25 protein-coding genes and 1 tRNA gene are annotated in these 25065 nt (G+C 64.9%); 19 read left to right on the forward strand and 7 right to left on the reverse strand.

Going from position 1 to position 25065, the window contains the following annotated elements; all coding sequences use genetic code 11:
• The first annotated feature begins 38 nt into the window (after window positions 1-38).
• A complete protein-coding gene (locus ML401_RS16925) occupies window positions 39-845 on the forward strand; it encodes a Spy/CpxP family protein refolding chaperone (protein WP_211417007.1) in 807 nt (268 codons plus the stop codon).
• 112 nt (window positions 846-957) lie between these two features.
• Entirely contained in the window at window positions 958-1335 is a 378-nt protein-coding gene (locus tag ML401_RS16930; RefSeq protein WP_285812507.1) for a response regulator, read from the forward strand.
• Window positions 1336-1410: 75 nt separating this feature from the next.
• On the opposite strand, the gene ML401_RS16935 is transcribed toward ML401_RS16930, so the two are convergent.
• The 3 genes from ML401_RS16935 to glk all read right to left on the reverse strand — a co-directional run bounded on the left by ML401_RS16935 (window position 1411) and on the right by glk (window position 3047).
• A complete protein-coding gene (locus tag ML401_RS16935) occupies window positions 1411-1566 on the reverse strand; it encodes a hypothetical protein (RefSeq protein WP_211417009.1) in 156 nt (51 codons plus the stop codon).
• Between the two features lie 143 nt (window positions 1567-1709).
• Window positions 1710-1913: a hypothetical protein gene (locus tag ML401_RS16940; RefSeq protein ID WP_285812508.1), complete on the reverse strand. Its 204-nt coding sequence runs from the start codon at window positions 1911-1913 to the stop codon at window positions 1710-1712.
• Between the two features lie 147 nt (window positions 1914-2060).
• Entirely contained in the window at window positions 2061-3047 is a 987-nt protein-coding gene (gene glk / locus ML401_RS16945) for a glucokinase (protein ID WP_194408296.1), read from the reverse strand.
• A gap of 260 nt (window positions 3048-3307) precedes the next feature.
• On the opposite strand from glk, the gene pncA reads away from it, so the two are divergent.
• The 15 genes from pncA (at window position 3308) to ML401_RS17020 (ending at window position 19604) form a co-directional block, all read left to right on the forward strand.
• On the forward strand, window positions 3308-3946 hold the full coding sequence (gene pncA, locus ML401_RS16950) for a bifunctional nicotinamidase/pyrazinamidase (RefSeq protein WP_285812509.1): 639 nt from the start codon (window positions 3308-3310) through the stop codon (window positions 3944-3946).
• Between the two features lie 16 nt (window positions 3947-3962).
• The gene (locus ML401_RS16955; protein WP_285812510.1) at window positions 3963-5078 is read left to right on the forward strand and encodes an alpha/beta fold hydrolase; all 1116 of its coding nucleotides are present in this window, start codon (window positions 3963-3965) and stop codon (window positions 5076-5078) included.
• 140 nt (window positions 5079-5218) lie between these two features.
• Entirely contained in the window at window positions 5219-7252 is a 2034-nt protein-coding gene (locus ML401_RS16960; protein WP_285812511.1) for an NAD(+) synthase, read from the forward strand.
• A gap of 33 nt (window positions 7253-7285) precedes the next feature.
• Window positions 7286-7669: a GrlR family regulatory protein gene (locus ML401_RS16965; protein WP_211417014.1), complete on the forward strand. Its 384-nt coding sequence runs from the start codon at window positions 7286-7288 to the stop codon at window positions 7667-7669.
• Between the two features lie 87 nt (window positions 7670-7756).
• Window positions 7757-9037 carry a DUF1236 domain-containing protein gene (locus ML401_RS16970; protein WP_285812512.1) on the forward strand — a complete coding sequence of 427 codons (1281 nt, stop codon included), beginning with the start codon at window positions 7757-7759 and terminating at the stop codon, window positions 9035-9037.
• Between the two features lie 446 nt (window positions 9038-9483).
• Window positions 9484-10299, forward strand: coding sequence for a sugar phosphate isomerase/epimerase (locus ML401_RS16975; protein WP_285812513.1), 816 nt, complete (start codon window positions 9484-9486; stop codon window positions 10297-10299).
• A 29-nt stretch (window positions 10300-10328) separates the two neighbouring features.
• Window positions 10329-11966, forward strand: coding sequence for an ABC transporter substrate-binding protein (locus tag ML401_RS16980; RefSeq protein ID WP_285812514.1), 1638 nt, complete (start codon window positions 10329-10331; stop codon window positions 11964-11966).
• A 3-nt stretch (window positions 11967-11969) separates the two neighbouring features.
• Window positions 11970-12953: an ABC transporter ATP-binding protein gene (locus ML401_RS16985; RefSeq protein ID WP_285812515.1), complete on the forward strand. Its 984-nt coding sequence runs from the start codon at window positions 11970-11972 to the stop codon at window positions 12951-12953.
• Window positions 12950-13936 (forward strand): ABC transporter ATP-binding protein, encoded by a 987-nt coding sequence (locus ML401_RS16990; protein WP_285812516.1) that lies wholly within the window; start codon window positions 12950-12952, stop codon window positions 13934-13936. Before ML401_RS16985 ends, ML401_RS16990 begins: the two co-directional genes overlap by 4 nt.
• Window positions 13936-14865: an ABC transporter permease gene (locus tag ML401_RS16995; RefSeq protein WP_285812517.1), complete on the forward strand. Its 930-nt coding sequence runs from the start codon at window positions 13936-13938 to the stop codon at window positions 14863-14865. Before ML401_RS16990 ends, ML401_RS16995 begins: the two co-directional genes overlap by 1 nt.
• Window positions 14862-15722: an ABC transporter permease gene (locus ML401_RS17000; RefSeq protein ID WP_211417021.1), complete on the forward strand. Its 861-nt coding sequence runs from the start codon at window positions 14862-14864 to the stop codon at window positions 15720-15722. The genes ML401_RS16995 and ML401_RS17000 overlap by 4 nt, the downstream gene beginning before the upstream one ends.
• A 275-nt stretch (window positions 15723-15997) precedes the next feature.
• The gene (gene ilvD, locus ML401_RS17005; RefSeq protein ID WP_285812518.1) at window positions 15998-17848 is read left to right on the forward strand and encodes a dihydroxy-acid dehydratase; all 1851 of its coding nucleotides are present in this window, start codon (window positions 15998-16000) and stop codon (window positions 17846-17848) included.
• A 222-nt stretch (window positions 17849-18070) separates the two neighbouring features.
• Window positions 18071-18394 carry a hypothetical protein gene (locus tag ML401_RS17010; RefSeq protein WP_194408298.1) on the forward strand — a complete coding sequence of 108 codons (324 nt, stop codon included), beginning with the start codon at window positions 18071-18073 and terminating at the stop codon, window positions 18392-18394.
• A gap of 157 nt (window positions 18395-18551) precedes the next feature.
• A tRNA-Ser gene (locus tag ML401_RS17015) sits at window positions 18552-18641 on the forward strand.
• 507 nt (window positions 18642-19148) lie between these two features.
• Window positions 19149-19604, forward strand: coding sequence for a potassium channel family protein (locus ML401_RS17020; protein ID WP_285812519.1), 456 nt, complete (start codon window positions 19149-19151; stop codon window positions 19602-19604).
• A 29-nt stretch (window positions 19605-19633) separates the two neighbouring features.
• On the opposite strand, the gene ML401_RS17025 is transcribed toward ML401_RS17020, so the two are convergent.
• Complete coding sequence (locus ML401_RS17025) at window positions 19634-20317, reverse strand: helix-turn-helix domain-containing protein (RefSeq protein WP_194402043.1); 684 nt, start codon at window positions 20315-20317, stop codon at window positions 19634-19636.
• A gap of 305 nt (window positions 20318-20622) precedes the next feature.
• On the opposite strand from ML401_RS17025, the gene ML401_RS17030 reads away from it, so the two are divergent.
• Complete coding sequence (locus ML401_RS17030; protein WP_285812520.1) at window positions 20623-21246, forward strand: response regulator transcription factor; 624 nt, start codon at window positions 20623-20625, stop codon at window positions 21244-21246.
• A gap of 230 nt (window positions 21247-21476) precedes the next feature.
• A complete protein-coding gene (locus ML401_RS17035) occupies window positions 21477-21800 on the forward strand; it encodes a response regulator (protein ID WP_376717366.1) in 324 nt (107 codons plus the stop codon).
• Window positions 21801-21812: 12 nt separating this feature from the next.
• On the opposite strand, the gene ML401_RS17040 is transcribed toward ML401_RS17035, so the two are convergent.
• The 3 genes from ML401_RS17040 to ML401_RS17050 are packed head-to-tail and all read right to left on the reverse strand — an operon-like array spanning window position 21813 to window position 25007.
• Window positions 21813-22397, reverse strand: coding sequence for an invasion associated locus B family protein (locus ML401_RS17040; protein WP_285812522.1), 585 nt, complete (start codon window positions 22395-22397; stop codon window positions 21813-21815).
• A gap of 23 nt (window positions 22398-22420) precedes the next feature.
• The gene (locus tag ML401_RS17045; protein ID WP_285812523.1) at window positions 22421-23308 is read right to left on the reverse strand and encodes a S9 family peptidase; all 888 of its coding nucleotides are present in this window, start codon (window positions 23306-23308) and stop codon (window positions 22421-22423) included.
• Between the two features lie 10 nt (window positions 23309-23318).
• Window positions 23319-25007 (reverse strand): aspartate:alanine exchanger family transporter, encoded by a 1689-nt coding sequence (locus ML401_RS17050; protein ID WP_285812524.1) that lies wholly within the window; start codon window positions 25005-25007, stop codon window positions 23319-23321.
• Window positions 25008-25065 lie beyond the last annotated feature (58 nt).

Below are 25065 nucleotides of genomic sequence, written 5' to 3' on the forward strand. Positions count from 1 at the left end.
TGCCCAACAGGCGAGTCAGATCGAGGATGGAGACGAGAATGATCAACCCGGCGCCGTCAGCGCGGCTTCACATGCGGCGATGCTTCGCGCTGGGGGCTGTGCTCGCGCTGCTGCTCGGTGCCTCCGCGGTGTCCAATGCCCAAGGTTTGGTCAAGGGCGTTCAGGATGGTGCGGCGGCCGGCAACAAGGCGGCGGGTCCGGTCGGTGGCGTGCTGGGCGGCGCAATTGGCGGCGTGGTTGGCGTTTTCACCGGTGTGCTCGGCGTCGGCAACAACAATGGCAATCAGGCCCCGGCCGCCAAGGACGCCAGCAAGGATGCGGGCAAGGACGCCAAGCAGGGCGCCGCCAAGGACAAGGATGCCAAGGGGGCCAAAGCGGGCAAGGGCTCCAAGGCGAGCAAGGAGGCGAAGAACGCACCGCAAGGCAAGGACAATCAAGGCAAAGACAATAAGGACGTCACGGTCCTCACCCAGCCTGGCGCGCCGCAGCAGACCGCCGAACAGATCGTCGCCAACAGCGATGCCTATATCGAGCGGATCAAGACCGAGCTGAATCTCACGCCCGATCAGGAGAAGCACTGGTACGGCTTTTCGAGCGCTATGCACTACCTGGGGCATAATGGCGCGGAGCGGCTCAACTTGCGGGTCGCGCGCGCCAAGCGGGATCCGCCCGACGACATCATCGAGCAGATGCGCAACGAGTCGCAATTCCTGATCGACCGGGCCGCCGATCAGCGCAATGTCGCGGATGCCGCCGAGCCGCTGTTTTCGAGCCTCGACGACAAGCAGAAGCAGGTCTTCATTCAGGAGATGGTGCGCCTGAGCCACGAGCGCGGATTGGATTGATCAAGTTGAATCGGATCGGGCGCGTCTGAATTAACGGCGCCCGCCACGATTTCGTGAATCCTTTCCGCAATTGATGTATGGTTAGCTTCGCAAGGCTGACTGCGGGGTTGATATGGCGGACGGACTCTCCGTTTTCCTGGTCGAAGACGAGGCGTTGATCCGGATGATGATCGCCGAAATGGTGGTGGAACTCGGCCATCACGTCGTCGCGGAGGCGGACAATGTACGGGACGCGAGCGCGTTCGCCATGACCGCGCAATACGATCTGGCGATCCTCGACATCAATCTCATGGGCGTCTACGTCGATCCCGTCGCCGATCTGATCGAACGTCGCGGAAAGCCGTTTCTGTTCGCCACCGGTTACGGACCTGAATTGCTGCCGTCCTTGCTCCGGCGCCGGCCGATCCTGCGCAAGCCGATCGCCATGGATCAGCTCAAGGCGATGATCGATTCGATGTTTCCGGGAGCGCCGGTCAACGCGCCGCATTAAGTTATGGCGAGAACGCCGCCAACGAAAATGGCCGCCCTTTTGGGCGGCCATTTGGCGACGGATCTTGTCGCAATTTCACATCAGGCCGGCACCGAGGTCGATGCCATGTGCCATCAGGCCGAACGAGGCGACCAGGCCCGTGCAGCAAAACAGCAAGATGGTCTTGAAGGACGAATCGGCGAAACGCGTTTCGACGACGGCCGGCATCGCGGCGATCGAAATCATGCTCATGTTCATTGCCCCCTTGTTGATCCTGAATTGCATCAGGTGAGGGAACTTCTAGAGCAAAAAGTTTGACGTGAGATTGCGAGGCGTCGTTAACGGAGTCGCAATCCAATCCCGCGTTCTCATCGGCCCCGGCCGGACTGCAAGTCTCAGTTGCGGCCGTTCTTCAGCACCGTGGCAATGGTGTGGGCCGTCATGGCCGCGCGGTCCGAAGCGCGCTGGGCGGCCAGCCGGTCTCGCGCCTTTTCCTCGATCAGGAGGTCGATCAGCGCCAGCCGCTTGTTTTCGTCATCCGCCTCGCTCAGCAGGCGATGATAGCGGTGATAGTCGAAACGAAGATCCTGCTTACGCATGTTACGCCCCCGCAACCACGCCACACACAAGGCAGGATTGTTTCTCATCTGGAACACGCACGCAAGCAGGATCCCGTGGGGAACCACGCGTGCACCGCATTCAACTGTGAATTGCTTGGAACCGGAAGCAGGACCGATAACCTGATCTTAATCCAGATTGGACTCGGCAAACATCTTCAGGCCGACGAAGCTGGCATCGGGCTTGGTCACCAGCCTGGTCGGGATGTTGCGCAAATAGTCCTGGAACCGGCCTTTGGCTTCGAAACGCGCCCGGAACGGGGAGTCCATCAGAAACTCGGGAAAGCGCGGGACGATTCCCCCGGCGATATAGACGCCACCACGGGCGCCGAACGTCACCGCGAGATTGCCGGCGACCGAGCCGAGGATGGCGCAGAACATATCGAGCGTTGCGCGGCTGACGGGACAACTGCCTTCGAGGGCGGCTTTGGTGATGGCGGCAGCGTCGCGATGCGGCACCTGAGCGCCGTCGACCTCCGCCAAGGCTTCGTAGAGATTCTGTAGTCCGGAACCCGAGAGCGCGCCACGCTCGATCGAGACGTGGCCGAGACGTCGGCGCAAGCACGCGATCACGCGTTCCTCGCGCTCGTTCTCCGCCGGCAGGGTCGCGTGTCCGGCTTCGGTGACAACGGCAAGGCGCGCGCCATGGCGTTCGACCAGACAGGAGACGCCAAAGCCGGTTCCAGGTCCGACCACCAGCAAGGGCTCTCCGGGCAGGCCCTCCTGGCCGCCGAGCGAGATCAGATCGGCAGGCTGCAAGGCGGGCAGGGACCACGCCACCACCTCGAAATCGTTGAGCACGTGGACGCTCTCGAAGCCCAAGGCCGGTTGCAGCTCGTTGCCGTCGATGACCCAGGGACTGTTGGTCATGACGCAGCGGTTGTTGGTGACGGGACCCGCCACGGCCAGCACGGCCCTGCGGGGCTGCTCGCCACCGGCCCGGCGCGCCAGGACGTCCGCGATGGCCTCCCGGACGGTCGGGAAGTCGGCAACCTTCACATACTCGATCGGTCCGTCTTGATCGCCTTGAGCCAATTCGCTCCGGCTCAGCGCGAAGCGCGCATTGGTGCCGCCGATATCGGCGAGAAGAATCTGTCCTGTCTTGCCGATATTCATGCCGCCCTCGTGGCTGCCCCCGCCTTGCGGCCGCGGCACCCCTGTCCTCCACTTTTCGACCCGATCCGCCTGCGCGAACAGTGCGAGAATCCGCCCTCGGGTGCGCCTAGTCAACACGGACGAGGCCAAAGCGTTGCATCCTTGCGGTCCTCCGGTGACCAATTCGCGCAGGCTTTGCACGGTGCCGGCGGTTGCGAAGCTGCGCGGGAAGACCGACACTCAGGCAGCTTGTCCTGGCGCAGGCGCGCCGGGCACATCGAATGAGACAGGCGATGAAGATTTCCGACCGCGACGTGCTGCTGGCGATCGACGTGCAGAACGACTTCTGCTCCGGCGGAGCGCTTGCCGTTCCCGGCGGTGAGAAGGTCGTCCCCGCCATCAACCGGATCGCCCAAAAATTCGCCAATGTGGCGCTGACCCAGGACTGGCATCCGCGCGACCACGTTTCGTTCGCGTCGAACCATGCGGGCAAGCAGCCGTTCCAGACGATCGAGCTCGACTACGGCACCCAGGTGCTCTGGCCGGCGCATTGCGTGCAGGGCACTTCGGGCGCCGAATTCCATCGCGATCTCGACGTCGTCAAAGCGAGCCTGGTGGTGCGCAAGGGATTTCGCCGCGGCATCGATTCCTATTCGGCATTGTTCGAGAACGACCATCAGACGCCGACGGGCCTGCTCGGCTATTTGCGCGAACGTGAGCTGAAGACCGTCTTCCTCGCCGGTCTCGCGCTGGATTTCTGCGTCCGCTTCTCGGCGGAGGATGCGCGCAAGGCTGGGTTGCAGGTGGCCGTGATCGAGGATGCCTGCCGCGGCATCGATCTCGACGGTTCGGTGGCCGCGGCCCATCGCAGCTTTCGCGACCTCGGCATGTCCGTCGTCAGCCTCGAGGCGTTTCTATAAGGATCTTGAGAACGTCATGGTGGACAAGATCGGCAAACAGCCGGGCGGACCGGATCACGCTCCTGATGAGCCGCTGCTCTGGCCCTTCACGGCAGCCCGGCTGGCCATGGACGCTTGTTTCTGGTGGGTCGAGCGCGGCCGGGCCGAGCAGGATGAGAGCAACCTGCCGTGGACGACGCCCAACCGCGTTGCGCTGGAGCTCGCGACGATGCACCTGCGCGATTGCTCGCGAGAGCACTCCGGTCAGCCAGTGCTGGTCTGTGCGCCCTATGCGCTGCATCGGGCCTTGATCGCCGATTTCGCGCCGGGCCACAGTGTGGTGGGGTCCCTGCAGGACGGCGGCATCGGCCGGATCTACCTCACCGATTGGCGGTCAGCCAAACCTGACATGCGCTATCTCTCGATCGACAGCTATCTCGGCGATCTCAACGTCGCCGTCGACGAGATCGGCGCGCCGGTCGATCTGGTCGGCCTGTGCCAGGGCGGCTGGCTGTCGCTGCTCTATGCGGCGCGCTTCCCGGCCAAGGTGCGGCGGCTGGTGCTGGTCGGCGCGCCCGTCGACCTCTCGATCGAGTCCTCGCTCTCCCGGCTCACCCGTAACGCGCCGGACGTGGTCTACGACCAGCTCGTCGCGCGCGGCGGCGGCAATGTCAGCGGCGGGGAGATGCTTCGCTTGTGGTCCAAAGCGCCGAACCGCGACGACATCGCGGCAGCGTTGCAGAGAGACCTGTCGGACGAGGAGGGCGCGGCGCTGCTCGCGCGCTTCGAGCGCTGGAACGCGGAGACGCTCGATCTGCCGGGCACCTATTATCTGGAGATCGTCAACCGGATCTTCCGGGAGAACCAGATCGCCGGCGGCAGCTTCAAGGCTCTTGGCCGCACGGTCGATCTGAAGGATGTCAAGGTGCCGGTGTTCCTGCTTGCCGGGCTCGACGACGACGTCGTGCCGGCTGCGCAGGCGCTCGCCACAGCCGGTCTCCTCGGCACACCGCCGGCCTTCATTGCTGCGGCTTCCGAGCCGAGCAATCACCTCGGCCTGTTCATGGGCGCGCGCACCCACGCGCATGCCTGGCCGCGGATCGCCAAATGGCTGCGCGACGACCTGTCGGGCGTGCTGGCCCGCAGCGCCTGAGCTCGGCGGGCGCAGAACCGGCGGCCCTGCAAATCCGTTATGCATGACGGCGGATGGCCTGCACGGGACCCGGCCAATGGGCTACATATGATCCGGAGCTGACGGCTTCGGCAGCGAAGAGATCAAAGGTACTGCGCTCGATGACTTTCCACTCGATCTACGCCCACGGATTTGCGCGCGTGGCCGCCTGTGTCACCACGTCCCACGTCGCCGACCCCTCGGCCAACGCCAAGGCCGTGCTGGCGGCGGCCTATGCCTGCCACGAGCAGTCGGTGGCGGTCGCCGTGTTTCCCGAGCTGTGCCTGTCCGGTTATGCGATCGAGGATCTGGTCAAGCAGGATCCGCTGCTCGATGCGGTCGAGCGCGGCCTCGCGGGCCTCGTTGAGGCCTCCGCGGGTCTGATGCCGGTCCTAGTCGTCGGCGCGCCGCTGCGCTTTGGCCATCGCATCTACAATTGCGCCGTCGTCATCCATCGCGGCAACGTTCTCGGCGTGGTGCCGAAGTCTTACCTGCCGACCTACCGCGAATTCTACGAGGGCCGGCATTTCGCCTCCGGGGCCGGCATGGTCGGAGAGACGATCTCATTTGGCGGGGGGCATGCGCCGTTCGGCGTCGACTTGCTGTTTTCGGCCGAAGACGTCCCGGGCCTCACCATCGGCGTCGAGATCTGCGAGGACATGTGGATCCCGGTGACGCCGTCCGCCGAGCTCGCGCTTGCGGGCGCGAGCGTGCTGATCAATCTCTCGGGCAGTCCGATCACGATTGGCCGGGCGCGCTCGCGCGCGCTGCTGTGCCAGTCGACATCGGCGCGCTGTCTCGCGGCTTACGTCTACGCGGCCGCTGGCGCCGGGGAATCGACCACGGATCTGTCCTGGGACGGTCAGACCTCGATCTACGAAAACGGCGTGCTGCTGGCCGAGGGCGAGCGGTTCCGCCAGGGCGGCCAGATCACCACTGCCGATGTCGATCTCGATCTGCTCAGGCAGGAACGTGTGCTGATGGGCACGTTCGACGACAACCGCAGGCAGCGCGAGTCGTTCTATCGCAAGGTGACGTTCGCGCTGAAGCCGCCGGCCGCCGACATCGGCTTCCTGCGCAAGATCGAGCGCTTTCCATTCGTACCGAGCGACGAAAGCCTGCTCGAGCAGGATTGCTACGAGGCCTACAACATCCAGGTCGCCGGCCTCGTGCAGCGTATGCGCGCCACCGGCACCAAGCGCGTGGTGATCGGCGTCTCGGGCGGGCTCGATTCCACCCACGCCCTGATCGTCGCCGCAAAGGCGGTCGATCTGCTCGGCCTGCCGCGCGAGAACATCCTGGCCTACACCATGCCGGGCTTTGCCACCGGCAGCGAGAGCAAGACCCATGCGCTGGCGCTGATGCAGGCGTTGCAGACGAGCTGGCAGGAGCTCGACATCCGCACCACCGCGACGCAGATGCTGAAGGACATCGGCCATCCCTTCGGCAAGGGCGAGAAGGTCTACGACGTCACCTTCGAGAACGTGCAGGCGGGCCTGCGCACGGACTATCTGTTCCGGCTCGCCAACCATCACGGCGGCATCGTGATCGGAACGGGTGACCTCTCAGAGCTCGCGCTCGGCTGGTGCACCTATGGCGTCGGCGACCAGATGGCGCATTACAACGTCAATGCCGGCGTGCCGAAGACGCTGATCCAGCATTTGATCCGCTGGGTGATCTCCTCGAAGCAGTTCAGCGACAACGTCAACCGCACGCTCGGCGCGATCCTCGTCGCCGAGATCTCGCCCGAGCTGGTGCCGGTGGAGCCCGGCCAGAAGCCGCAGAGCACGGAAGCGTCGGTCGGGCCGTACGAGCTGCAGGATTTCAACCTGTTCTACACGCTGCGCTTCGGCATGCGGCCGTCCAAGATCGCCTTCATGGCGCAGCACGCCTGGAAGGACGTGGCCAAGGGCGAATGGCCACCGGCGTTCCCGAACGACCGGCGCAAGGCCTATGACCTCAAGGATATCAGGCGCTGGCTCGAGGTGTTCCTGCGCCGCTTTTTCGCCTTCAGTCAGTTCAAGCGCTCGGCGATGCCGAACGGCCCCAAGGTCTCGGCGGGGGGCTCGTTGTCGCCCCGCGGCGATTGGCGTGCGCCGTCGGATTCGAGCGCGGCGGCATGGCTAGAAGATCTCGAGCGGAACGTGCCGAACTGATCGAGGCGGCGGAGCGGTGGGGGAGATAATCGGATGGCGGCGGGGACCGGAGCACAAGCGGAGGGAGAGGCCCGCGTCGTCAACGGCCTCTACATCTTCGACATCGAGATGCGCGACGGCAAACGCGGGCAGGCGCGGGGAGTCGTCGTGCTCTGCGACGGGCGCATCATGGGCGGCGACAGCTATTTCTACTACACCGGCAGCTACACGTTCCGGAACGGCAAGTGGCGCGGCGACATGATCGTCAATCAGCATACCGAAGCCGTCGGCAGGACGCTCGCATTCGGCGGCCGGGAGGTCACCTGCGGTTTCTCGGGCGATTATTCCGCCGGCGGCGCCGAGGTCGAAGGCATGGCGCTGGTCGGCAAGACCAGCGTGACATTCACGGCACGCCTCACACTCAAGGACGCGATGTAATCCCATCCTCCTTCGTTCCTTCTGAGGAACCTTCGTCGCGACAGAGCGTTCGCGTCTGTTGCTGCGACATTGTCGAGGAGAGGGATCATGCGTAAACACTTGATGTTATCGACTGCGGCCGTCGGGCTTATGCTCGCGTCCGGCTTGGCCTATGCCCAGGCCCCCGGTGAGCGCCGAGATGAGCCGCGCCGGACCGAAGAACCGGCGAAGGGCGCTGCCCAGCGCGGCGGCGCCCAAGAACGAGTTCAAGAACGCGTTCAGGAACGAGTCCCGGAGCGCGCACAAGGTGCCCAGGAGCGCCTGCAGGGCGCGGGCCGCGAGGAGAAGGGCGGCGCTGCCAAGCAGGAAGCGGCCGACGACAAGCGCCAGCCGGCCAATTCCGCCGAGCGCAACCAGCCCAAGACGAAGGATCAGGCACAAGAATCCCGCGAGCCTGCGCGTGATCGCAACCGCGAGGCCGAGAGCGCCAAGCCGAGCCGCGACAGCGGCAAGAGCAGCGCCGAGACCAAGCAGGACAAGTCTGCGCCGCAGAAATCGACGGCCGAGTCCGAGAAATCCAAGACCGGTCCTGCTGCTCAACAGAACGAGCGGACTGGCGCTGCAGCCAACCAGAAAGAGCAGAACCAGCCGCCGCGCAATGCAGCCGAGCAACAGCCGGCGCAGCAGAACAACCGGCCGGCGACCGCGACCGACACCAACCGGACGGCTCCGACCAACAATGCGCAGACCGCGCCCGCCACCTCGGGCACGCAGACCAATCAAGCCAATCAGACCACGCAGACCAACACGCAGGTCAATCAGCAGACCCAGGTGACGTCCGAGAAGCAGGTGCGGATCTCCGAAACGGTGAGCCGTACACGCCTGGCGCAGCCGGAGCGCAACCTGAACATCTCGATCCGGATCGGCGAGACGATCCCGCCACGCGTCCGTCTCTACCGGGTTCCGCCGGAGATCGTCTCGATCGAGCCGGAATATCGGGACTACGAATATTTCGCCACGGAGGACGAGGTCGTCATCGTGGAGCCGCGCACGCATCGCATCGTCAGCCAGGTGCCGCGCGATCCGTCGCGGGCCCGGGCGCAGATGAGCGGCGGCGCTGCCTCGTCGAGTGTGGCCGCCGCCGGCAGCGCGACGGGCAACAACGTGAACTGTCAGGTCATGCGGCGTGACCCGTCGGGCAATGTCGCCCAGGCAGAACCGTCGACCGTCGGCTCGACCGCGCGCACGGATTCGCTGAGCGTGATTGTCCAGATGCCCGGCGGCGGCTCGTCAGCCCCGATCGCCCTCGGTGCCCCCGCAGGCAACATCGTCGTCGCGACGCAAGGGCAGGGCGATTGCACCGTGACGCTCGAGCCGCAGACGCGCTGATCGAACAACCAGGCCGAAACGACAACGCGCCGCCCGGATGCCCCACCGGACGGCGCGTTGCTGCGTTCGATTAGAAAGTTTCGAGGTCCGGAGTGCCTAGGAGTCCGGACCTCGTCACCTTGCCCCAGCCTTCAATCCCCCGCCCCATGTGGTCCCCCAACCCCATGTAGCGCGATCAGAGGGTGATGCCCGTGGAAGTGGCCGCCGATCGATGTCCCGCGATGTACGCGAAGGCTGGTTAGGATTCCATTCCGGATCACTACGGACACGAATACCGATTGCCATGTCGTTCGACATTGGCATCGCGGCGCGGTCGTCTAAATCCAGAGCGCGCGACCGGCAGGATGTCCACATCTCATAGTGCTACCAGAACCCAGGTTTCACCGGCCTGTCATTGAATTGGTCTAGCGCTGCTCCCGTCATCGCTGACGGCCAAGGAGCAAGCCATGTCGAAGCCGGTGCTGGGCGCCGCATTGTCCATCAAATCGATCCCTGCGCATCGCGACTGGCTTCTGGAGCGGCAGCGCGATCTCGAAATCCAGGACTTCTTCCGCGCGGATCTTCTGGACAGCGACTGGCGCAGTACGGCCGGGGAGATCAAGCAGATGCTGTCGGGCCATACCGGACGGCTCGGCATCCACGGCCCGTTCTGGGGCTTCAAGATCGACAGCCACGATCCCATGATCCGCCAGGCGGTGACCAAGCGCCTGCTTCAAGGCCTGGATGCCGCAGAATTCCTTGGCGCGACCCAGATGGTGATCCATTCGCCGTTCACGACCTGGGACCACAACAATCTCGATCTTTATCCCGATAACCGCGCCAACATCGTGGAACGCGTGAAGGCGACGCTGGCGGAGGTGATCGCGCGCGCGGAGACCATCGGTTGCGAAATCGTCATCGAGAACATCGAGGACAAGGATCCGCGCGACCGCGTGCGTCTCGCCAAGGCGCTCGAAAGCGCCAAGGTCCGCGTCTCGCTCGATACGGGTCACGCCAATTACGCCCACATTTCCACCGGCGCGCCGCCTGTCGACTATTACGTCGAGACCGCCGGCGACATGCTGGCCCACGTGCATCTGCAGGACACTGACGGCTTTGCTGACCGGCACTGGGCGCCGGGCGAGGGCAACATCCCCTGGGTCGCCGTATTCCGCGCGCTGGGACGGCTGACGTCGAACCCGCGCCTGATCCTCGAGCTTCGCAATCACGACGACGTCCGCGCCGGCGCAGCCCATCTCGCCGCGCTCGGCCTCGCTGAATAACCGCAACATCCAGGGCAGGGATCACCGCCATGAGCAGACTTACCCGTCGTATCATCCTGAAATCCGGCGGCGCGGCCGCCAGCACATTCCTGCTGCCGCGCTTTGCCATCGCGCAAGGAGACAACCGTCCGACGGTGACGATCGCCGTGCAGAAGGTCACCAACGCGAATGTGCTCGACGTGCTGCGCGAGCAGTCCAATGTCGGCGAGCGCGTGTTCTTTTCCTCGATCTGGGAAGGCCTGATCTCGAAGAACTGGCGCGGCAACCTCGAAGCCGTGCCGGGCCTTGCCACCGAATGGCGCCGTATCGACGACCAGACCGTCGAGGTGAAGCTGCGCCAGGGCGTCAAATTCCACAATGGCGATGAGCTCACGGCCGAAGACGTCGTCTTCACCTTCAGCCGCGAGCGCATGTTCGGCGAGACCGAGGCCAAGAGCCGCTCCACCATCCAGGCCTTCGAGAAGATTCCGACGCCGCGGCCCGGCAAGGAGCTGCCGCCTGACGTGCCCGCCGTCGCGCGCCGCATCTGGCCGGACCTCGTGCGCGTCGATGCCGTCGATAAATACACCGTGCGCTTCTACAACGCGACGCCCGACGTCACGATCGAAGGCCGGTTGTCGCGCTACGGCTCCGACATCATGAACCGCCGCGCCTGGGACGAGTCTGCGAGCTATCTCGACTGGGCGCGCAAGCCGGTCACGACTGGTCCCTACAGGGTCGTCGAGCTCAAGCCCGACGTGTCGCTGACCCTGGAAGCGCACGACGAATATTGGGGCGGCCGTCCGCCGCTCAAGCGCATCCGCTTCCTCGAAGTGCCTGAGGTCGCGAGCCGCATCAACGGGCTCTTGTCGGGCGAATACCAGTTCGCCTGCGACATCCCGCCGGACCAGATCGCCGGCATTGAGAAGAATGCCGCGTTCGAAGTGCGGGGCGGCACCATCCTCAATCACCGCCTGACCGTGTTCGACAAGAACCACGCCGTGCTCGCCAACCCGCTGGTGCGCCGCGCCTTCACCCACGCGATCGACCGCCAGGCCATCGTGGACAGCCTGTGGGCCGGCCGAACCCGCGTGCCGAAAGGGCTGCAATGGGAGTTCTACGGCGACATGTTCAATGCCGACTGGAGCGTGCCGGCTTACGATCCGAAGCTCGCGCAGGATCTGTTGAAGCAGGCCAATTACAAGGGTGATCCGATTCCGTATCGCCTGCTCAACAACTACTACACCAACCAGGTCGCGACTGCGCAGGTGCTGGTCGAGATGTGGAAATCGGTCGGCCTCAACGTCCAGATCGAGACCAAGGAAAACTGGTCGCAGATCATGGAGCGTGCGCCGACCCGCGCCGTGCGCGACTGGTCGAACTCGGCGGCCTTCAACGATCCGGTCTCCTCGCTGGTCGCCCAGCACGGCCCGAACGGCCAGCAGCAGCAGATCGGCGAATGGACCAATGCCGAGCTGAACAAGCTCTCGGAGTTCCTGGAGACCTCGACCGACCGCGCGGCGCGCAAGAAGGCGTTCCGCCGCATGCTGGAGATCGCCGAGCGCGAGGACCCCGCCTACACGGTGCTGCACCAGAACGCGACCTTCACGGCCAAGCCGAAATCGATCAAGTGGAAGGCATCGCCGGCCTTCGCGATGGATTTCCGCGCCGGCAATTTCGAGGCCTAGGCCGTGACGTCGCTGGTCAGCATTCAGGATCTGCGCGTCGCCTTTGGCGGCGTGCCGGTCCTGCGCGGGATCGATCTCGCGCTTGGCAAAGGCGAGGCCGTCGGCCTCGTCGGCGAGTCCGGCTCCGGCAAGTCGGTCACTTGGCTTGCCGCCCTCGGGCTTCTGCCACGGCATGCGCAGGTCTCCGGCTCGGTGCGGCTCGAGGGGCGCGAGATCCTCGGCGCGCCCGCGGCTGCGCTTGACGAGGTCAGGGGCGGGCGCATGGCCATGATCTTCCAGGATCCGGCGAGCGCGCTCAACCCGGTGCTGACCATCCGCAGGCAGCTTTGCGAGGCGCTGGCCTTGCATCGCGATCTCCAAGGCAATGCCGTGAAGGCGGAAGCGCGGCGGCTGCTCGATCTCGTCGGCATCCCCGATGCAGGCCGGAGGCTGGAAGCCTATCCGCACGAATTCTCCGGCGGCCAGGTCCAGCGCATCATGATCGCGATGGCCCTCGCCGGAAATCCGGACCTCTTGATCGCGGACGAGCCGACCACCGCCCTCGATGCCACCATCCAGGCGCAAATCCTGGAGCTGCTCTCGACAGTCCGCCGCGAGTTCGGCATGGCAATGGTCCTGATCAGCCACGATCTCGGCGTCGTCGCGGAAAACTGCGACCGCGTCGCGGTGATGTATGCCGGCCGCATCGTCGAGGAAGCTCCCAGCAACCAGCTCTTTGCCGATCCCTTCCATCCCTATGCGCAGGGCCTGATCGGCGCGCTGCCGCCGCTCGACGGACCCCGCCGGCGCCTCACCGCCATTCCCGGTACGGTGCCTGATCCTGCGAAGATGCCGTCCGGTTGCGCCTTTGCGCCGCGTTGCACGTTGGCCGCAGAGTCGTGCGGCCTTGCGGCACCAACCCTTGCACCGATCGCGAATGACCGCAGCGTTGCCTGCATCCGCGCCGAGGCCTCGCGCCGTGCACTGCTCGGGATCGCTGCCGAATGAGCGCGCCGCTCGTTGAGGTGTCTGCGATCTCGCGCAGCTACGCGATGCGCTCCGGCATGTTCGGCCGCGCTACGGCCGTGCACGCCGTCGACGGCGTATCGCTGACGATTGCCAGGGGCGAGACGCTGGGTCTCGTGGGCGAGTCCGGCTCGGGCAAGTCGACCACCGGCCGCATCGTGCTCGGCCTCGAGCCGCCCGATCGCGGCGAGGTGCACTTCGACGGCAAGCCGATGGCCGTGCAGGGAACGGCCGCGTGGCGTGCGCAGCGGGCAAGCATGCAGATGATCTTTCAGGACCCGCTCGGCGCGCTGGACCGGCGCCTGCCGGTCGCGGCGCAAATCTGCGAGCCCCTCGACATTCACGGCGTCGGCACGCCGGCGATGCGCGACGAGCGTGTCCGCGAGCTCCTGCGCGCGGTCGAGCTGACGCCCGCGCATGGCGCGCGCTATCCCGGCGCGCTGTCCGGCGGCCAGCGTCAGCGCATCGTGCTGGCGCGGGCGCTCGCCACGAAGCCCGATTTCCTGGTCTGCGACGAGCCGGTCAGCGCGCTCGACGTCTCGATCCAGGCCCAGGTGGTGAACCTGCTCTGCGATCTCCAGGCCGAGCTGTCGCTGACGCTGCTGTTCATCAGCCACGATCTGCGCGTCGTCAGGCAAATCAGCGATGTCGTCGCCGTGATGTATCTCGGCCGCATCGTCGAGATCGGCAGCGCCGATGATCTCTTTGCTCGTCCCGAGCACCCCTACACCCAGGCGCTCGTCTCGGCATCGCCGGCGCCGGGCCGCCGCAGCGCCGGCCGCGTCGTGCTTTCAGGCGATCCGCCGAATCCGGCGGCGCGCCCACACGGCTGCGCTTTCCATCCGCGCTGCCCGCGCGCCATCGCGCGCTGCGCAAGCGAGGTGCCGGCGCTGTCTGCCGTCGGCGGTGACAGGCAGGTGGCCTGCCATCTCGTGAAAGGCGCCCAAACGCAGGACGCCGCGTGATGGGACGCTATGTCGCCATTCGCATTGGACGGGCCGCGCTCACGATCGTGCTTGTCGTCACCTTCGCCTTCGTCGTGCTGCGGCTGTCAGGCGATCCCGCGCTGATGATCCTGGGGCCCGAGGCGCCGCCCGAGGTGCTCGCTGCGTTCCGCAAGGCCTGGGGCCTCGACGATCCCATCTGGTTTCAATATCTCGATTATTTCGGCGCCATCGCCAAGGGCGAGCTTGGCCGCTCCATGCGTGATGGCCGGCCCGCGATCGAGCTGGTGCTGGAGCGGATCCCGGCGACGCTGGCGCTGACGCTGCCGGCGTTCTTTTTAAAGGTCGCGCTCGGCGTTCCCGCCGGCATCTACGCCGCGCTGCACCGGGGCTCCGCCATCGACCGAGCCGTGATGACGACGGCGGTTGCGGGCTTTACCGTGCCGAGCTTCGTGCTCGCGCTGATCCTGGTGCTCGTCTTCGCCGTGCAACTCGGCTGGCTGCCCTCGGGCGGGCAGGACAGCTGGCGTCACGCCATCCTGCCGATCGCGACACTGAGCCTGGGGGGCGCCGCCGTGCTGGCGCGCTTTACCCGCAGCGCGATGCTGGAGGTGCTGGGCCAGCCCTATATCCGCACCGCATCTGCCAAGGGCGTGCCGTGGCGCAACGTGGTGACGTCGCACTCGTTGCCGAATGCAGCGATCCCGACCGTGACCATTTTGGGATTCATGGTGGGCACCCTGATCGCGGGCGCGGTGGTGGTGGAGAGCGTGTTTTCCTGGCCGGGAGTAGGGCGCCTGCTCGTCGTTGCCGTTGCCAACCGCGACCTCGCTGTCGTGCAATGCATCCTCTTGCTGGTCGCGATGACCATGGTCACCTCGAACCTGGTCGTCGATTTCCTCTATGGCTTCCTCGATCCGCGCCTGCGCGCCAAGGGGGCGCACGCATGACCGACGCCACGTTGAAGGACGCAGGCGTACGTCGCCGCATCAGCCTGCCGGCGATCCCGGTCTCGGTTGCGCTCGCCATCACCTGGATCGTCGCGATGCTGGTGATCGCGGCCTTCGCCGAGAAGATCGCGCCCTACGGCTATACCCAGCTCGATTTGCGCAACCGGCTGGCGGCGCCCGGCAATTTCGCGCATTGGCTCGGCACCGACGAGCTCGGCCGGGACGTGCTGTCGCGTCTGCTTGTCTCGATCCGCATCTCGCTGCTGATCGCCTTCGGCGCAACCGCGATCTCGGCCGTCGTCGGCACCATGCTTGGCTTCCTCGCCGCGCATTTCCGCGGGGGTGTCGAGCAGCTCGTGCTGATGCTGACCGACTTCCAGGCCAGCATGCCCTTTCTGATCATGGCGCTGGCCGTGCTCGCCTTCTTCGGCAATTCGCTGCCGCTCTTGATCGGCCTGATGGGATTGTTCGGCTGGGAGCGCTACGCCCGCATCGCGCGCGGCCTTGCCATCTCCGCCAACGCGCAAGGCTACGCCGCCGCGGTCCGCCAACTGGGCGCGACACCGCCGCGGATTTACCTTCGCCACATCCTGCCCAACATCGCCTCCACCCTGATCGTCTCGACGACGCTGGTCTTTCCCGAGGTGATCCTGATGGAATCGGGCCTGTCCTTCCTCGGCCTCGGCGTGCAACCGCCGATGACCAGCCTCGGCAACATGGTCGGCTATGGCCGGGAATACTTGACGAGGGCGCCCTGGATCATGCTGGCCCCGGCGACCACGATCGTGGTCACGACGCTGGCGGTCTCCGTCATCGGCGACTGGCTGCGCGACCGGCTGGACCCGACCTTGCAGTAGGTCTGGTCTCCCGGACGCGGTGCGGCGCGTAGTGCCGCTCCGCTGGGCCGGGACCCATGCCTCCGCGAGTTTCTGGGCCCCGGCTCAGCAGCGCACCGTCGAAGTGACGCTGCGCTGCGTCCGGGGCACGACAGAGAGCCCGCGCCGGGAGCAGGGGAGCCCTGTCATGCCCAAGTTCCCGTTGCGCGCGTTCCCCGGCTGCGCTATCCGGCCACAAAGGCCTGAGGCGGCTTCCATTTTCCCGCTCAGGCACCAACCCGAGGACGGAAACCGCCATGCCAGCCTATCGCTCCCGCACCACCACCCACGGCCGCAACATGGCGGGCGCCCGCGGCCTCTGGCGCGCGACCGGCATGAAGGACGCGGATTTCGGCAAGCCGATCATCGCCGTCGTCAACTCCTTCACCCAGTTCGTGCCCGGCCACGTCCATCTGAAGGACCTCGGCCAGCTCGTCGCCCGCGAGATCGAGCAGGCCGGCGGCGTCGCCAAGGAGTTCAACACCATCGCGGTCGACGACGGTATCGCCATGGGTCATGACGGCATGCTCTACAGCCTGCCGTCGCGCGAGCTGATCGCCGACAGCGTCGAGTACATGGCCAATGCGCATTGCGCCGACGGTCTCGTCTGCATCTCCAATTGCGACAAGATCACGCCGGGCATGCTGATGGCAGCGCTGCGGCTCAACATCCCCGCCGTGTTCGTCTCGGGCGGCCCGATGGAGGCCGGCAAGGTCAAGCTGGCCGGCAAGACCAAGGCCGTCGATCTCATCGACGCCATGGTCGCCGCCGCGGACTCCAAGGTCAGCGACGAGGACGTCAAGGTTATCGAGCGCTCGGCGTGCCCGACCTGCGGCTCCTGTTCGGGCATGTTCACCGCCAATTCGATGAACTGCCTGACCGAAGCGCTCGGCTTGGCGCTCCCCGGCAACGGCACGGTCGTCGCGACCCATGCGGACCGCAAGCGCCTGTTCGTCGAGGCCGGCCACACCATCGTCGATCTGGTCCGCCGCTATTACGAGCAGGACGACGCATCCGTGCTGCCGCGCAACGTCGCGAACTTCAGGGCGTTCGAGAACGCGATGACGCTCGACATCGCGATGGGCGGCTCGACCAACACCGTGCTGCATCTGCTCGCCGCCGCCCACGAAGGCGAGGTGAAGTTCTCCATGCAGGACATCGATCGTCTCTCGCGCCGCGTGCCCGTGCTCTGCAAGGTCGCGCCCTCGGTCGCCGACGTGCATGTCGAGGACGTGCATCGCGCCGGCGGCATCATGGGTATACTGGGCGAGCTCGATCGCGCCGGCCTGATCGACACCTCGGTCTCGACCGTGCACGCGCCGACCATGAACGAGGCGCTGGAGCGCTGGGACATCAAGCGCACCAAGAGCGATGCGGTGCGCACCTTCTTCCGCGCCTCGCCCGGCGGCATCCCGACCCAGGTCGCCTTCAGCCAGGAGCGCCGCTACGACGAGCTCGATGCCGACCGCGAGAAGGGCGTCGTGCGCGATCTCGAGCACGCCTTCAGCAAGGACGGCGGTCTCGCCGTGCTTTACGGCAACCTCGCGCAGGACGGCTGCATCGTGAAGACCGCGGGCGTCGACGCCTCGATCCTGAAGTTTTCCGGCCCCGCGCGCGTATTCGAAAGCCAGGACGCAGCGGTGGAGGGCATTCTCGGCGGCAAGGTCGTCGCCGGCGAGGTCGTGGTCATCATCTATGAGGGGCCGCGCGGCGGTCCCGGCATGCAGGAGATGCTCTATCCCACGAGCTACCTGAAATCGATGGGCCTCGGCAAAGCCTGCGCGCTCGTCACTGACGGCCGTTTCTCCGGCGGCTCGTCGGGCCTCTCAATCGGCCATCTGTCGCCGGAAGCGGCCGAAGGCGGCAACATCGGTCTCGTCCGCACCGGCGACATCATCGCGATCGACATCCCGAACCGCAGCATCAGCCTGGAGGTCTCCGACGAGGAGCTCGCCGAGCGCCGCGTGGCGGAAGAGGCGAAGGGCGATGCGGCCTGGCAGGCGCAGGGGCGCAAGCGCAACGTCTCGACCGCGCTGCAGGCTTACGCCGCGCTCACCACCAGCGCCGCGCGCGGCGCGGTGCGGGAGGTAAAGCGTCGCTCGAAGTAAGCTTCGCATCATCCGCGCAGGGCTGCGGATGGTCAACAAGTCCTGAACGGCCGGCGCAAGCCGGCCGTTCGCGTTAAGGATGCCCCGATGAACTTCGGCGGCCCTGGATTTTGCGGCGTATAATGCGGCCACCTTCGCAAATCCATTTCGGGCAACTGGGGCACCATCGCAATGTCTCGTACTCTCGCCGTTGTTTTCTCGACCGCCGTCGCAGCAATTTCCATGACGGGCGCGGCTTCCGCCGGCTGCTACAATTGCTACGCGCCGCCGCCGTGCCAGACCTGCTATCAGCAGCAATACGTCGCGCCGCAATACCGCACCGTCGACGAGACCGTGATGGTCTCGCCGGGCTCCGTCGTCGCGCACCGCACGCCCGCGCAATACCGCACCGTGATGGTGCCGCAGACCGTGATGGTCGCGCCGCCCAGCGTCCAGTATCAGCGCATCCCGCCGCAATACGCCACGCGCCAGCGCGTCGAGATGGTCTCGCCCGGCTATTCCTATTACGCCCCGGTGCAGATGAACTGCGCGTCCTGCGGGTACTGAGCCCGTCGCAACGACTTACGGATTTTGCGTGGCGCTCCCCACGGGGCGCCGCGTTTCCTTTTGCCAAACCGATACCGGTCCGGGCAGGGGTGCCATCCCGCCAACTTCGCGTTGCCTTGCGCGCCCGATTGCGTTAAGCGACAGCCGTTCCGGACTTGGAAGGGTGGCCGAGTGGTTTAAGGCACCGGTCTTGAAAACCGGCGTGCCCGCAAGGGTACCGTGGGTTCGAATCCCACCCCTTCCGCCAATACGGTCCCCCTCCAAGCGGGAAGGGCTAAGCCATTGAGTTGACGCCAATTTGCGCCAGCTTGCCCAAGAACAACGTGAGCAGCCACGGCGAGAAGCTTCAGATCGGGGCGCGGCGAATTCCGACATTGCACGGAATTGAAGGAGAGTTGGGCGCTTTGGTCCGCCTGAGCTTGGGCGCTCGCGTCCGATGCAGCGGTGCAACAGCGATGATGGTCGTGCGGTAACTGTCGATCCTGCAGATCGGAGTTGCCATCGTTCTCCTGCCTGAGGTCGTCTGGATCTTGATCGACAAGCAAGTCGTCGTGGCCTTGCTCTTCATCATATCTCGTGGTCGTAGGCCTTCTCGACAACATTCTGGAACCGCTCGTCATGGAGCGCTGGCTGACGACGCCGACGCTCGTTATCCTGATTGACGTGATTGGCGGAGCACTGGCGACCGCCGCATTCGCCGGTTGGCAGGCGTTGCTATCCAAGACATCGATCGTCAGGCCACAAGGGCTGAGCTATGCTCCTACAGTTGCTGGTCGGCACGCTTGTCAGCGTCATCAATATCGGCCTTCATGCACTCGTTACGGTTCTGGCGGTGGCAATTGCCCGCCGTGCCGGTCTGCGGCCGAGCAGACGGCCGAGGCTACATCTGATGGGTGTGATGATTGCGACTGCGGTCGTCCTGATGATCTCGCATGCGTTCGAAATCCTGGTGTGGGCCGCGACATACCTCGCTCTGCGCGCTGTCGCGGCCGATAGCGATATTCTCTACTTCGCCTTCGTCAATTACACGACGCTCGGCTACGGCGATATCACGCCTGTACCTGAATGGCGGCTGATTGGGCCCATGACAGCCATGAACGGCGTTCTGCTGTTCGGCTGGTCCGCCGCGATCCTGTTCGAGGTGCTGCGCAAGACACTGGAGCACCTCGGGATCACCGAAGTTCACGGATATCGGTCCCCGAAGGCCTAAACGAGCACCATCGCCGCGAGCCCGGCCATTCACGACTGCAGATCGAGAGTGGCGAGCTGTTGTCGATCGAGCAGCACGATCTGGCGCTGGGTGTTGCCCACGAAGCCGAGAACGCCGAGTTCATGCAGGCGTGACAGCGCGCGCGAGACGGTTTCGAGCGTCAGGCCGAGATAGTCGGCGATATCGCGCCGCGACATCGGCAGCGCCAGCACACCCGCCGCCGTCAATCGCTTGTCCATTTCCAGCAGGAAGGCCGCAACTCGCTCCAGCGAGGTTTTGCGTCCCAAGAGCAGCATGTGGTCTTCGGCATGTTGGAGATTGTTGGTGGTCATGCTCAACAGATTCTTGGCAACCATTGCGTCGCTGTCGGCGACCGTCTCCAGACTCTGCCGCTTCACGAGGCGCACGGTGGTGTTGACGATCGCCTCGGTCGTGAAACGGTGTTCGCTGCCATTTTCGAGCCCGAAGATGTCGCCTGCAAGGTGGAATGCTCCGATCTGCCGCCGGCCGTCCGTTAGCAGCTTGTAACTTCGTACGGCTCCGGACTTGACCTGGTAGACATATTCCGCCGGCTCTTTCTCGCCGTAGATCTCGGTGCCCTTCCGATAGGAAAATTCGCTTAAACTGACCCGCGCATTTGATTCACTATCCATGCCAAAGACGCGAAGAGAATGAGGGCGGAGCGGGGAATCCGTTGTGATGCGAACAAACATAGGCCAACTCCTCAGCTCATCGCCGAATTGGTCCGTAAGACGAAAATATCCCAAGCGCGAAACGCGCCGGGCAGTCCCACTCCCGCCGAAGTTGATTTACGCCGTCGGTAGTGGTTCAATCCATTGTTCCAAGGTTCATCGTACCAAGGGACAGGAAGAGATTTTGATGCGCAGGATGAGAAGGCGCTGCCCCTGCGAGATATTGGCTCATTGCCAGGCAGGAATTTTATCCTCCAATCTGTTGGAAATGACTGCTCCAAGATGAGAGGACCTCAACGGTCCCATTGGAAGGCTGGAGGTGGAAGGTGCCGGGCCTCGTTCACGTTGTTGATGACGACGAGTCCTTTCGTACGGCGATCGAACGCCGCCTGAAGCTTGCGGGCTACGACGTCGTCACTTACGCGTCGTCACAAGCGTTGCTGGAGATGACACCGAACGACGAACAGGCGGGCTGCATCCTGCTCGACGTACGGATACCGGGACTGAGCGGCCCCGAATTGCAGACCCGGTTGATCGAGTCGGGCTCGCATTTGCCGATCATCTTCCTGACGGGGCATGCAGACACGCCGACCACCGTGCGAGCGATCAAGGCAGGTGCGGAAGACTTCCTGACCAAACCGATAAGCTCCGAGCAATTGATCGATGCAATCGAGCGCGCGTTGGCAACCCAACGGGCGGCGCGGGTTCGCCGCAACAGGCTCGATGCACTTCGCGGTGATCTGGCCAGGCTGACGCACCGTGAGCGACAGGTATTCGATCTCATCGTGCGCGGCCGGATCAACAAGCAGGCCGCGCATGAGCTTGGGACAACCGAACGTACAGTGAAGGCGCATCGCCAGCAGGTGATGGAGAAGATGCAGGTTCATTCACTTGCGGAACTCGTTTCGATCGCGGAGCGGCTTGGAATGCTTGATCCGAACGAGAATTAACTGGCGCGTTGGCCAGGTTCCCACCACACAAACCTGCACCAAAGGACAATCCTGAGGCGCGTTGACAGCGTTGGGCCTGCCGTGTGCAATAGTGCACAGATGGTGCGCTCGGAATGCGAAGCCTTCAAAGTTGATGTCTCGTAACCGCCGCCGCTTTTCATTGATTTGACGAAAGGCAGCTTGCCTTGCCCCTGCGAAAGTCCGTCTTTATCGTTGATGACGATCCGTCCGTGCGTGCCAGCATGGACCGGCTTTTGCGTGGCCGCGGCTTCGACACCAAGTTGTTCGGCAATGCGGCGGCCTTGCTCGATCATGGCAGGTTCAACACCGCGGTCTGCATCATCCTCGACGTCAATCTTGGTGAAAAGTCCGGCATCGACTTGCGGCGAACATTGGCCGAGAAGGGCGTCGAAGCGCCTGTGATCTATGTGACCGGCAACGAGTGCCCCGCAAACCGCGCGGCGGCCCTTGCGTCCGGCTGCGTTGCCTATCTGACCAAACCATTTGCCGCGCAGTCGTTGATCGATTCCGTCGAGCGCGCTCGCGTCTCGTAGCTGCTCGAGCCGTCATTCGTCGATATATTGCTCGAGAGTCCTGGCCGGCGCACCCCGGTGGACGGAGGCGAATTGCGCCAACGGGATCGAGGTCGTCAGAGCGAGAAGATTTGAATCGACGACTTCCAGCACAAGCGCCTTGCCGGTTTCCATCTCCTTGATCATTGTTGGCGTTGCGATGTCAGCAGCGACACACAGATTGGCGAGACACCAGGTATAGGGCAGGCGGACGACCCCGCCGTTGTCGACGCTCAATTTCGGCACGTGTTGCAGATACATGCCGGCAGGTACGAACAGTTGCAGGCGGGCCGTGGGGGCGTCCTCACGCTGGATCAGATCGAGGCGAACGGCCGTCTGTCCGGTCGCGAATTGGCCGGTGATGGAGGTCCGGCACAGGATGGGCGCACCGCCCGCCCTGAAGCAGAGTTTCTCCCAACTGCCGTAGGTAATGTCCTTTGCTTCGCGCTGGCCGCGCGTTGCGACTTCGCCGGGTTTGCCGGCTTGCGCCGTCTTCGGCGCGGCGGCGCCCGAACTCGTCGCAGCTCCGGCGATTGCAGCCATCAGGAGGCCAGAGAGACAATCAAGCGGGCGGGGCATCGGCGTATCTCCGGGGTCTGAACTCATTTCGGCGCATCGAGGAATGTCGTGACCAGCGGCGACCAGAGCGGGATCGCATCAGGCGAGCCGATGAAGAAGTGGCCTTCATTGCCGAACGGCGGCATCAGATGGTATTCGGCCCGGCCGCCCGCGGCGGTGAATGCGTCATGCATGCGCTTTGACAGGTCGGGCCCGAAAAACGTGTCGTTCTCGATGTAGATCCACAGCATCGGCACGCGCGAGGTGCGGCCGAAATCCGCAGTGGCTTCAACGAGCTTGTCCGGCGCGCAATTGTTGTTCGGCTTGCCGCCGACGCGCCCCCCACGGCCGGCGGCGAAGGTGATGATCGCCTTCACCTGGGGCGGGTTCACGCTCGATAACGCGATCGACGCCCAGCCGCCGGCGGACTGTCCGACCACGATCACGTCCTTTGGGATGATCCGCTTTTCCGCATCCAAATAATCGATGATCCAGAGATCGACCTGGGCGACGGCCATGCCTGCATCACGGAAGTTCGGATTGCTGCACTTGCCGATCTTGGAGAAGAACGGACCGAAGATCGCACGCTCTGGAATGTCGATGGCGGCTGCGCCATAGCCGCTACCGACCGGCGCCACCACGAGATAGCCGCGCCTTGCGAACCACGTGGCGGCATCGCGAAACTCCACCAGCGGAAAGAAGCTGCGATCGGTCGGATTGAGCGAGACGCCATGGTTCATGATCACCAGCGGGAAGGGACCGTCACCGACCGGGCGGACCAGATAGGCGAACATCGGCAGCGGCAGCGGCAGGGCCCAGATCTCCTCCTGGATGCGGATCTCGTCCTCCGCATGCGCCGGTGCCGCAAGCGCGCCGAGAAGGGACAGGATGACTGCAAGGACTTGTCCGATTGCGGGGAGAGGGGAGTGCATGCCGGCCTCGTCACCCGTTGAACGTGGCGGCCACGACGATCGGGCCCAGCACAGTGAGGACGACATTGCCGACCGCATAGGGCACGGCGACGCCGAGCACCGGCGTCTGGCTCTCGGCAACGTCACATGCGCCGGTGACGGCGGCATCGACGGTCATGGCACCGGCCAGCGCACCGCAGGTCACCACAGGGTTCATGCGCAGCAGATGATAGGCGACGAGCGTCCCGATCGTCATCGGGACGAGCGTGACGACGGTGCCCATCCCGACCAGCAGCAGACCGTGCGCCTGGATCGCAGACCAGGCGGCAAGCCCGTTGCCGAGTCCGATCGCCGCGATGAAGCCGCCAAGCCCGAGATCGCTCAAGGTTTGCTGCGCCGCCGGCGGAATGGCGCCGATACCGGGCCTGCGCGTCCGCAGCCAGCCGCAGACGAGCCCCGCGATCAATGCACCACCACCGCCGCCGAGCGTCAGAGCGACAGTGCCGACCTTGAAGCTGGCAAGTCCGGCCAGCAGGCCCACCGCGATGCCCGCGGCAACGAAGGCGATGTCGGTCCGGTCGCTGGTATTGAGGGCATGTCCGACCTTCGCCGTGGCCCGCGCGATGTTGCCGGTGCTGCCAACCAGCGTCATGACATCGCCGATATAGACCCGCGTATCGGGACCGAGCGGGACCTCCCGACCCATCCGCGTGAGCGCTCGCAGGAAGACGCCACGCGCATTGTCGCCAAGCCGCTCAACGATGTCGCGGAGCGAGCGGCCGTGCAGGTGGCGACTTTCCACGAGCACCTCGATCACATTGCCCGGGAGGCTGCGCAGCAATTCCCCCGCGTCGATTTCGTCCCCGATGACGGGTTCGGCGGCGACGATCGCGGCGGTTGGACCGGTAATGACGAGGTCGTCGCCGGCCTCGAGCAAGGTGTCATGCTGCGGCTTGAGGTCAGCTCCGCGGCGCACGATGCGTTCCACGACCGTGCGGCTGCCGATCTCGTCCTCGATCTCAGCAATGCTACGGCCCGCCCCCGCCGAGACGCGATAGGCGCGCGCCTGGAATTTGCGATAGGAAAGGTTTTCCGTCTTCGGCGGCGCGCCGCCGGCGAGCTCGGCTTCGAGCTTCTTCGCCTCCGCCTTCAGATCGATGCCCATCAGCCGGGGGGCAACGAACGGGACGAACAGCAGCGTCAGGATGTAGCCGAGCACGTAGGTCACGGCGTAGCCGGCGGCGATATTGGCTTCCTGCTGCTTCAGCACGTCGGGGGGCAGTCCGAGCTGGGACAGCGCGCCCGAGGCCGTCCCGATCACGGAGGACTGTGTCAGCGCGCCGGCGGTCAAGCCTGCGGCCGTCCCGGTATCCAGCGCGAAGACGCGCGCGAAGATAAGGACAATGACGAGACCGGTCCCTCCGATCACCAGCGTCAGCACGACCTGCGCCAGGGTCCGCACGCTCAGGGAGGCGAAGAACTCCGGCCCGGAACGGTAGCCAATCGTGAACACGAACAGGCTGAACAGGAGCGCTCTGAGGATCGGCGGGAATGAGAAACTCCCGAGCTGGCCGATCAGCACCGCGACGACCAAGATGCAGGCGGTGGTCCCGATCGAGAAGCCGCGCACCTTGATCCGGCCGAGGAGGGTACCGATCGCGATGGCGAGCAGCAGGAAAATTTCCGGTGCGGCGGAGATGATCCACCTGACGGTATCCATGGTCGCAGTTCCCCCGGCGCTCTGCTGCGATTTGATTGCTCGCGCACGGAACATTGCT

The sequence above is a fragment of the Bradyrhizobium sp. 62B genome, from assembly GCF_030272265.2.
GTDB lineage: Bacteria > Pseudomonadota > Alphaproteobacteria > Rhizobiales > Xanthobacteraceae > Bradyrhizobium.

Excerpts from the sequence above, each read along its gene's own strand:
- ML401_RS16925 (WP_211417007.1), top strand. The coding sequence starts at position 39 with ATGATCAACCCGGCGCCGTCAGCGCGGCTTCACATGCGGCGATGCTTC.
- ML401_RS16930 (WP_285812507.1), top strand. The coding sequence starts at position 958 with ATGGCGGACGGACTCTCCGTTTTCCTGGTCGAAGACGAGGCGTTGATC.
- ML401_RS16935 (WP_211417009.1), bottom strand. The coding sequence starts at position 1,566 with ATGAGCATGATTTCGATCGCCGCGATGCCGGCCGTCGTCGAAACGCGT.
- ML401_RS16940 (WP_285812508.1), bottom strand. The coding sequence starts at position 1,913 with ATGCGTAAGCAGGATCTTCGTTTCGACTATCACCGCTATCATCGCCTG.
- glk (WP_194408296.1), bottom strand. The coding sequence starts at position 3,047 with ATGAATATCGGCAAGACAGGACAGATTCTTCTCGCCGATATCGGCGGC.
- pncA (WP_285812509.1), top strand. The coding sequence starts at position 3,308 with ATGAGACAGGCGATGAAGATTTCCGACCGCGACGTGCTGCTGGCGATC.
- ML401_RS16955 (WP_285812510.1), top strand. The coding sequence starts at position 3,963 with ATGGTGGACAAGATCGGCAAACAGCCGGGCGGACCGGATCACGCTCCT.
- ML401_RS16960 (WP_285812511.1), top strand. The coding sequence starts at position 5,219 with ATGACTTTCCACTCGATCTACGCCCACGGATTTGCGCGCGTGGCCGCC.
- ML401_RS16965 (WP_211417014.1), top strand. The coding sequence starts at position 7,286 with ATGGCGGCGGGGACCGGAGCACAAGCGGAGGGAGAGGCCCGCGTCGTC.
- ML401_RS16970 (WP_285812512.1), top strand. The coding sequence starts at position 7,757 with ATGCGTAAACACTTGATGTTATCGACTGCGGCCGTCGGGCTTATGCTC.
- ML401_RS16975 (WP_285812513.1), top strand. The coding sequence starts at position 9,484 with ATGTCGAAGCCGGTGCTGGGCGCCGCATTGTCCATCAAATCGATCCCT.
- ML401_RS16980 (WP_285812514.1), top strand. The coding sequence starts at position 10,329 with ATGAGCAGACTTACCCGTCGTATCATCCTGAAATCCGGCGGCGCGGCC.
- ML401_RS16990 (WP_285812516.1), top strand. The coding sequence starts at position 12,950 with ATGAGCGCGCCGCTCGTTGAGGTGTCTGCGATCTCGCGCAGCTACGCG.
- ML401_RS16995 (WP_285812517.1), top strand. The coding sequence starts at position 13,936 with ATGGGACGCTATGTCGCCATTCGCATTGGACGGGCCGCGCTCACGATC.
- ML401_RS17000 (WP_211417021.1), top strand. The coding sequence starts at position 14,862 with ATGACCGACGCCACGTTGAAGGACGCAGGCGTACGTCGCCGCATCAGC.
- ilvD (WP_285812518.1), top strand. The coding sequence starts at position 15,998 with ATGCCAGCCTATCGCTCCCGCACCACCACCCACGGCCGCAACATGGCG.
- ML401_RS17010 (WP_194408298.1), top strand. The coding sequence starts at position 18,071 with ATGACGGGCGCGGCTTCCGCCGGCTGCTACAATTGCTACGCGCCGCCG.
- ML401_RS17020 (WP_285812519.1), top strand. The coding sequence starts at position 19,149 with ATGCTCCTACAGTTGCTGGTCGGCACGCTTGTCAGCGTCATCAATATC.
- ML401_RS17025 (WP_194402043.1), bottom strand. The coding sequence starts at position 20,317 with ATGTTTGTTCGCATCACAACGGATTCCCCGCTCCGCCCTCATTCTCTT.
- ML401_RS17040 (WP_285812522.1), bottom strand. The coding sequence starts at position 22,397 with ATGCCCCGCCCGCTTGATTGTCTCTCTGGCCTCCTGATGGCTGCAATC.
- ML401_RS17045 (WP_285812523.1), bottom strand. The coding sequence starts at position 23,308 with ATGCACTCCCCTCTCCCCGCAATCGGACAAGTCCTTGCAGTCATCCTG.
- ML401_RS17050 (WP_285812524.1), bottom strand. The coding sequence starts at position 25,007 with ATGGATACCGTCAGGTGGATCATCTCCGCCGCACCGGAAATTTTCCTG.